The 6,613-nt window shown below is 50.1% G+C and carries 6 protein-coding genes; 2 read left to right on the top strand and 4 right to left on the bottom strand.

Going from position 1 to position 6,613, the window contains the following annotated elements; translation table 11 throughout:
* Both G565_RS0119820 and G565_RS26915 read left to right on the top strand, forming a co-directional pair.
* Positions 1-206: integrase core domain-containing protein (locus G565_RS0119820; RefSeq protein WP_028672381.1), on the top strand; the 206-nt coding region annotated here is incomplete at its 5' end.
* A 271-nt stretch (positions 207-477) separates the two neighbouring features.
* On the top strand, positions 478-1,374 hold the full coding sequence (locus G565_RS26915) for a hypothetical protein (RefSeq protein ID WP_157600171.1): 897 nt from the start codon (positions 478-480) through the stop codon (positions 1,372-1,374).
* 101 nt (positions 1,375-1,475) lie between these two features.
* Here G565_RS26915 and G565_RS0119810 read toward each other — a convergent pair whose 3' ends face one another.
* The 4 genes from G565_RS0119810 to G565_RS0119795 form a co-directional block, all read right to left on the bottom strand.
* Positions 1,476-3,638: a DEAD/DEAH box helicase gene (locus tag G565_RS0119810; protein WP_028672379.1), complete on the bottom strand. Its 2,163-nt coding sequence runs from the start codon at positions 3,636-3,638 to the stop codon at positions 1,476-1,478.
* 11 nt (positions 3,639-3,649) lie between these two features.
* On the bottom strand, positions 3,650-5,005 hold the full coding sequence (locus G565_RS25105) for an ATP-binding protein (RefSeq protein WP_084649484.1): 1,356 nt from the start codon (positions 5,003-5,005) through the stop codon (positions 3,650-3,652).
* A 66-nt stretch (positions 5,006-5,071) separates the two neighbouring features.
* A complete protein-coding gene (locus G565_RS0119800; RefSeq protein WP_169579689.1) occupies positions 5,072-6,169 on the bottom strand; it encodes a tellurite resistance TerB family protein in 1,098 nt (365 codons plus the stop codon).
* 192 nt (positions 6,170-6,361) lie between these two features.
* A partial coding sequence (locus tag G565_RS0119795; RefSeq protein ID WP_028672377.1) for an integrase core domain-containing protein occupies positions 6,362-6,613 on the bottom strand: 252 nt, incomplete at its 5' end.

The following is a 6,613-nucleotide window of genomic DNA, read 5'->3' as shown; positions in this document are numbered from 1 at the left end:
TGGACAATATATTTGTCGAGCGGCTCTGGCGTTCCGTCAAGTACGAGGAAGTGTATCTAAAGCAATATCAGACGATGCAGGAAGCACGGGACGGCTTGAGTGCCTACTTCCGGTTTTACAACCATGAGCGGCCGCATCAATCGCTCAACAACAGGACACCGGCAGAAGTACATGGCACTGCTGTGCAATGGCTGCAAGCCGCGTAAGAATACAATTTAACCCATAGGGCATTTTACCTTAATTTAATGCATTAGTGGTCTTGACAGTGGGGTCCACAATAGTAGTCCCTACCCCACTAAGCTCGATCCGAATAGTAGACAAGAATTTAATCAGTCATTACTCGATGGGCTCAAACCTTTAATACAGGTAGAAAATGATCTGAGGGAGGCTAGTCTCTGCCAATTCTTGTCTGGTCACGTCCGTCCCTGCAGACAACAATTAAAACCCATAAGTGACAATGAAGCGGTACTAACGTACTTGCCTTCACATCAGTCGATAGGCCATGAAATTTTTAAGGGTGGTGAAGGCGACCGTTTTATCGCTTTAAACCTAAAAAAGACAGAGCTTAAGCCAAATGATGGACCTAGTTCATTGTTATCTGTTTACGAACGTTTTTGCTCGTTTACATCGTCAAAATTGCGTGTTTTGGCGGAATTCCAAGAACTTGTTAGAGCTCATATACCTGCACACGCCCATTTTATAGACGACTGCCATGCATATGAACACACTAACTGCCCTATTTGTCAGGCGGTATATAATTACTTATTGCTAATATTCAAAGACTACTGGCGGGGTAGTAATAAACTGGATGGTTATACAAGGCTTTACACTCTCTGGCTCGACCCCTGTTTAATTAGAACTGACACCGGAATCTACTATACGCTAAGTAAGCAAGACTCCGAGCAACTGTTAGAATTAGAACTTTGGCGGCTACTGAAATGGCTGCTCGCTTGTCAACTTAATCTAATTGATACGTCTGGATATCCCTCTACCAATTCTACGGTCAGCCATAATGATAGGTTTTTAGAGCTAGCCCCTTCGGTAGTGGGTGTTCGATCACATGCAGGTAAAACAGAGTTAGTGTTGAAAAAAGGTGCACCATTGATGCCTTTATCTGAAATGTTGGCTTTGGTAAACGAAAGTGAGATGGCTCAAAACTGCACCTATCAGTCCGATTGGTCTATTTTAGATGAGCTAAGAGAATTACTTCCCCCTCATCCAGAGTTGACTCAGTACATAGGCATTGTTCAATTCATACAACAGCTAATGGGCAATCAGGTCTCTCACCGGGAAATAAGAGCTGCTGAAGTCCTATGTAATGGCCTCTATTCCTTTCAATTCGACTATCTAGACCCGCAAAAGCTTTACAATTAAGAACTCTTCTTAGGTATGTTTACTTACACCTCAAACTGATTAGCACTAATATTCGACCTCATCAATAAGCGAGGGCTACCATATGAATAAAACCATATAGATCACTCGGACAAGTCTTCGATCAACTGATTCAAGTAGTCAATTGTTGCTGGTATATCCATCCTTGCCTGGGCTGAGCCCCATCTCTGGATATCCTCTGGCAGATATTCATCAAACTTCCCGAGAGGCTCTGCGGGTAGTCTGCTAACTATCTCTTCAGCAGCAGAACTGGATATCAACTCTTGTAAGTCTACCAACGTAGCCAGGAGGTCCCTTTCAGCGCATCGGATCTCCAGGGTTGCTCCGATTGCACACGGCGCCAGGCCCATGACAGCCAAGGATACAGCCAGTGTATCTCTCACTCGATCATCCGCGAAGATCAACAATAGAACGGCTCCATTCACCGGTATATACGGCTTCTGGTCCAAGTCGCGTTTCTGGTAGACCTCACGCGACCGGGCAAGCGCAGATGCACCACTATCATCCAGAAACCAGTGTTCGCCATATCCGTTATAGATAGCCCTCATCATTTCCCGAACTTTGCTGTGCACCGGCGCAGCTTCCCCGCCGAATTTTACCGGGTCACCGCCAGCGGCGTGGTTCAGCTCGATGATGTTTGGTTCGTATTCGATGCTGACCACTTCCCACCGCTTGCCACCAAAGAGGATAAGCATTCCAGGCATCAATACGCTATCGATAGGAATCTGACCAAGTACACGGCCGTTTGATTGTAGCCTGAACTCTTCCGGTGTTTTGAATGCTGCATAGAAATCATAGGTGCCCAAAAGTCTCTCACCTTCTCGGCCAATGATGAGTCCCCCGGTGGCTTCTTGACCGATGAGCTCTGTTTTGCCCATCCCCCTTATTACACGCAAGAAGTCTTCATTCGACATGCCCCGCCATGGGCCCTTTTCGACAAGGACCTTGTGAACCATCGGGACCTTAACACCACCGGTATAAGCAATCATCGATAAGACTTGCTGCACCATTGTAGAGGTATGCAATAGGTCAGATCGTGGGGGTTCTATCCACTGCTCCAGCATGAGTGTTACAACCGCAATGGTTTGCACCAAGTCTAGCTCTAATTGGTCAGCGACCGTTGCGTCAGGTTCATGCCCCTCTCCAGGCACGTATATCCTCAGCTTGGATGGCGAACCCCGGCGACCTGAGCGACCGAGCCTTTGCCGTAAGCTGGCGACATTCGAGGGCGCTTCAATTTGAGCAACTGAATCAACAGAGCCCACGTCGAGCCCGAGTTCAAGCGTGCTTGTAGCGATCGCTGTGGTCGGGAATCGCCCCTCCTTTAAGCGTTCTTCCACTTCATGGCGCAGATCTGCCGATAGAGACCCGTGGTGGGGTAGGAATTCATTAGGCACTCCCTGGGTTTCACTTAACCGAGCGAGTGTGTCCGAGAGGGATTCAACGTCTCGACGCGAGTTGGCAAAAACAAGGTTATTGACACCCCGAATGCGACGAAAGAGGTCCAGGGCCGTAAGATAGCCGAAATTTTCACCTTTACCGGCATTGGCTTCAATGTGCCTAACAACCAGGACTAATTCCGATTTCTCTCCCTCTGGCTCAACAATCCGGCCGGGCAGTTCTTTACCTGGGCGCAGGAAGACCAGTGCTTGCGCAGGATCTCCAATTGTTGCAGACAAGGCTATACGGGGTATTTCCCTATTCAGCATGACCTCTATTCGCGCCAGAAGGCTAAGTAGCTGTTGGCCTCGAACGCCACCGATGAACGCGTGGTATTCGTCGATTACGACGTAGCCGATATTCTTTATCCGTTCTTTTAGTTCAAGTGGTCGTTTGACCATCATCGCTTCAAGTGATTCAGGCGTAATCATCAAAAGCCCTTCAGGCTTCTTCCATGATCGGTTTTTAATGCCTCGGGGAACGTCGCCGTGCCATGGCGTAATGCTTGTGCCGGCACTCTCACAGAGCAAGTCCAGTCGGTCGTACTGGTTATTGATCAACGCTTTGAGGGGACTGATGGTCAGTGCACCGTACCCCTCGGGCTCACTATTCTCTATCCAGCTGACCACCGGTAAAAAGGCTGCCTCAGTCTTTCCGCCAGCCGTCGGTGCCATGATCATTATATCTTCCAGTCCATCCAGGATAACCGGGATAGATTGAGCCTGGACAGGCCTGAGCGACGGCCATTCCTGCCTGTAGACCCAGTTCTGTACGCCCCTACTGAGTAACTCAAATGGATCTGCCATTGGGCTATACCTTACATTTTGAAGCTCTTCAGGTCGTCATCATCGCTGCCATTGGCTGGCGTATTGGTATCGGTATCGCCATCACCGTATAGCTCAACAGCAATTTCATCCTGGGGGTCGGTATCGGGTTCAATTTCAATTTCGTCGATCAGCGAGTGCCATTTCATTTCTGGGTGCTGTTCCAGGATGCTCAGCAAGTTGACAAACTGACGGGCGGTTTCGCGTGGAGTTTTGAAATAAGCGCTCCCGATTTTCTGTTGGCAATGTGCCATGAACGCGCTCAAAGCTTCATCTGGTAACAGATACTTGCTTTCATCCCCGCCAGCAAAGATGTTCCGAATGTTCGAGAGCAAAACATAGAGCTCTTCTTGGGTAAGGGATGGCAATGTAATAACGGGATGGTTGAAGTCTGTGACGCCAGCTTGCTTGGCAAACTCATTGGGACGCAGGCGACTTGCCAGTGCCTCATAAGAAAACAACCCTCGACGGGGATCGTCGACCGCTCGCGGAGTTATCCCGAACATGATGCCAATGTTTCTTACCTCCCCCTGGAGAGTGGCATTAAGCATTTGAAGGACTTTTTCGTAGTTTGCCTGTCTCGATGTCGTATTGGTTATCTTGTACAAATTAACGGCTTCATCAGCTATCACGAGAATGCCACCATAGCCGGCTATCGACATGAAGTGTGCTAATAGCTTCAAAGCATCGAAGAGCATCGAGTCATCAATGATGGAGCGAACACCCAACGCCTGACGGGCCTCTGTCTTGGTCCCATACTCTCCACGCAGCCACCGCATAGCTGCCTCTTTTTGTTCGTCATCCCCTTGTTCGTGAGCAGTGCAGTACTTTTGAAGCACATTAGTAATCTCGAACCCTCCAACATATCCGTGTAAGGGTGCGAGTTTCTTCTGAATGATGGCTTCGGCTGACCCGCCCTCTTGCTCTGCCTGATGCATGACCTCACCAACGAACCGCTCTATCACGTTCGCCAGTGCCCCACCCTCTGGCTTTGATTGCGTGGACATATTGCTGACCAGCTCGCTATAGAGCGCCCTTGCCTGGCCAGCTGATGCAACCAACCGGCGGTTAGGGCTCAAATCAGCATGCATAGTGACGATTTTCTTCTTTAATGCTATTTGACGGGCAAGGTGCAACAGGAATGTCTTGCCGGCGCCATACTCTCCAGATACCAATCGGAAGGACGCACCACCCTGTTCGATCCGCTCCATATCCCGAATAATTGCTTCAAGCTCCTTTTCCCGGGCCACTTGTAAAAACTGGATACCCTGGGCCGGGGCTACGCCAGCTCGCAGAGCCTGCACAACTGCGTCTCGCTGGCGCGCTCGAATCTTGGTATTTTGGGTCATGTTTACGTCCTAAAGTTATCGGTTCGGGTGATGCTCACTGGTAAGCAGCTCTTCACTATGAAGCACCTACCATGCGCTTTCCACGATATCGCTGTATACGAACAAGGTGGACTCGGCTTCTTCCAGTACTGCTTCGCCATACTGATCAATCGCCGCGTCGTTAATCGCTTCTATCGTGCCAGCGACCATAAGCCCTGAATCTTTTATCAGCTTCTCTACAGCGGCCATTTCCCACTCTTCATGCTGTACAAGTGTGTCGAAAATAGCTTCTTGAGCCGCGTTTAGAGCCCCATGATGCCACGGGACCAGGCCTCCCCCAACGTCACTAGCCGGGGTCCTTTCATCGTCAACCGTGGCTGGATTCGTTCCTGCAACCGCATCATTGTCTTCGTCGTCATTGAATATCTCGCCTAAAAGCGTATGTGTGCCCTTTGTCGACTCTTTTATTGCTGCCAGTTTCTCCGCATCCAATACCACGCGGGCCGGAGGTGCTTTCTGCTCGACACCATCGGATTTGGCTGTCGACTTCGCTTTTTTGGTGCTTGCGGTGGGCGCCTCGGCCAAACCTCGGTGCTCTTCAATATTGAAATCACCTAAACCGAGCGTCTTGTGCATACTGGTTAGCTGGGTGAGCTCTTTCTTCGAAAGTTCCCCGTCGGCTAGCGCCACGTCTGCCAGACCATCAAATATTGCCTTTCGCGGTATTAGGGGAAGTTTGTCAATTTGGTCCTTGAGGCCAGCCTTGGATCCCGAACCGGACGCCTTAACCCACTTGGCGAAGACCTCCATGAAACGCCTTTCATCGTCGTCAGATAGCGTTCCAGCGAGTTTATCGATAATAGTTACTTCATCTTCATCCACGCCGTCAGCACTGGCTACCATATACCCCAGGCGAATACCGACATAGGCGATTTGTCCACCGGCAGACAACTGCGGTACCCGGCTCCCCCTGAATACGCCATAACCCTCGTTAGCGGCCGGTACCGGGTTCTTGTGCTCTGGATCTGGAACCAGGCAATAGCCGAGTGTGTTCAAAGCTCGGGCCAGGGTATGTCGCTGCTTTTGGGTCAGGCGCGCGTCGAACTGCTCGCCGAATACACCTCCTAGCGCCTCCTTACTTACGATCGCCCCTTTTTCTTGGTCGCTTCCCGTCGCGGTGATCACGCTTTGAATTCGATCTCCTAGCGAGGCTAAGTCGTTCGGCAAGGGTCGCCCGTCTCGCAGTTCAGCTAAATATGCCATAGGCCCCTGTTCGCGTGCTTTCTGCAGGGTCCTGTTTTTGTATTGTGGACCCCACCGTCAAGACCACTAATGCATTAAATTAAGATAAAATGCCCTATGGGTTAAATTGTATTCTTACGCGGCTTGCAGCCATTGCACAGCAGTGCCATGTTCTTCTGCCGGTGTCCTGTTGTTGAGCGATTGATGCGGCCGCTCATGGTTGTAAAACCGGAAGTAGGCACTCAGGCCGTCCCGTGCTTCCTGCATCGTCTGATATTGCTTTAGATACACTTCCTCGTACTTGACGGAACGCCAGAGCCGCTCGACAAATATATTGTCCAGTGCCCGGCCCTTGCCATCCATGCTGATCTTTATTTCGTTAGCCTT

The organism is Saccharospirillum impatiens DSM 12546, assembly GCF_000423605.1.
GTDB lineage: Bacteria > Pseudomonadota > Gammaproteobacteria > Pseudomonadales > Natronospirillaceae > Saccharospirillum > Saccharospirillum impatiens.
Note: the sequence above shows the minus strand (reverse complement) of the source record. Positions and strands in the feature narration are given on the sequence as shown.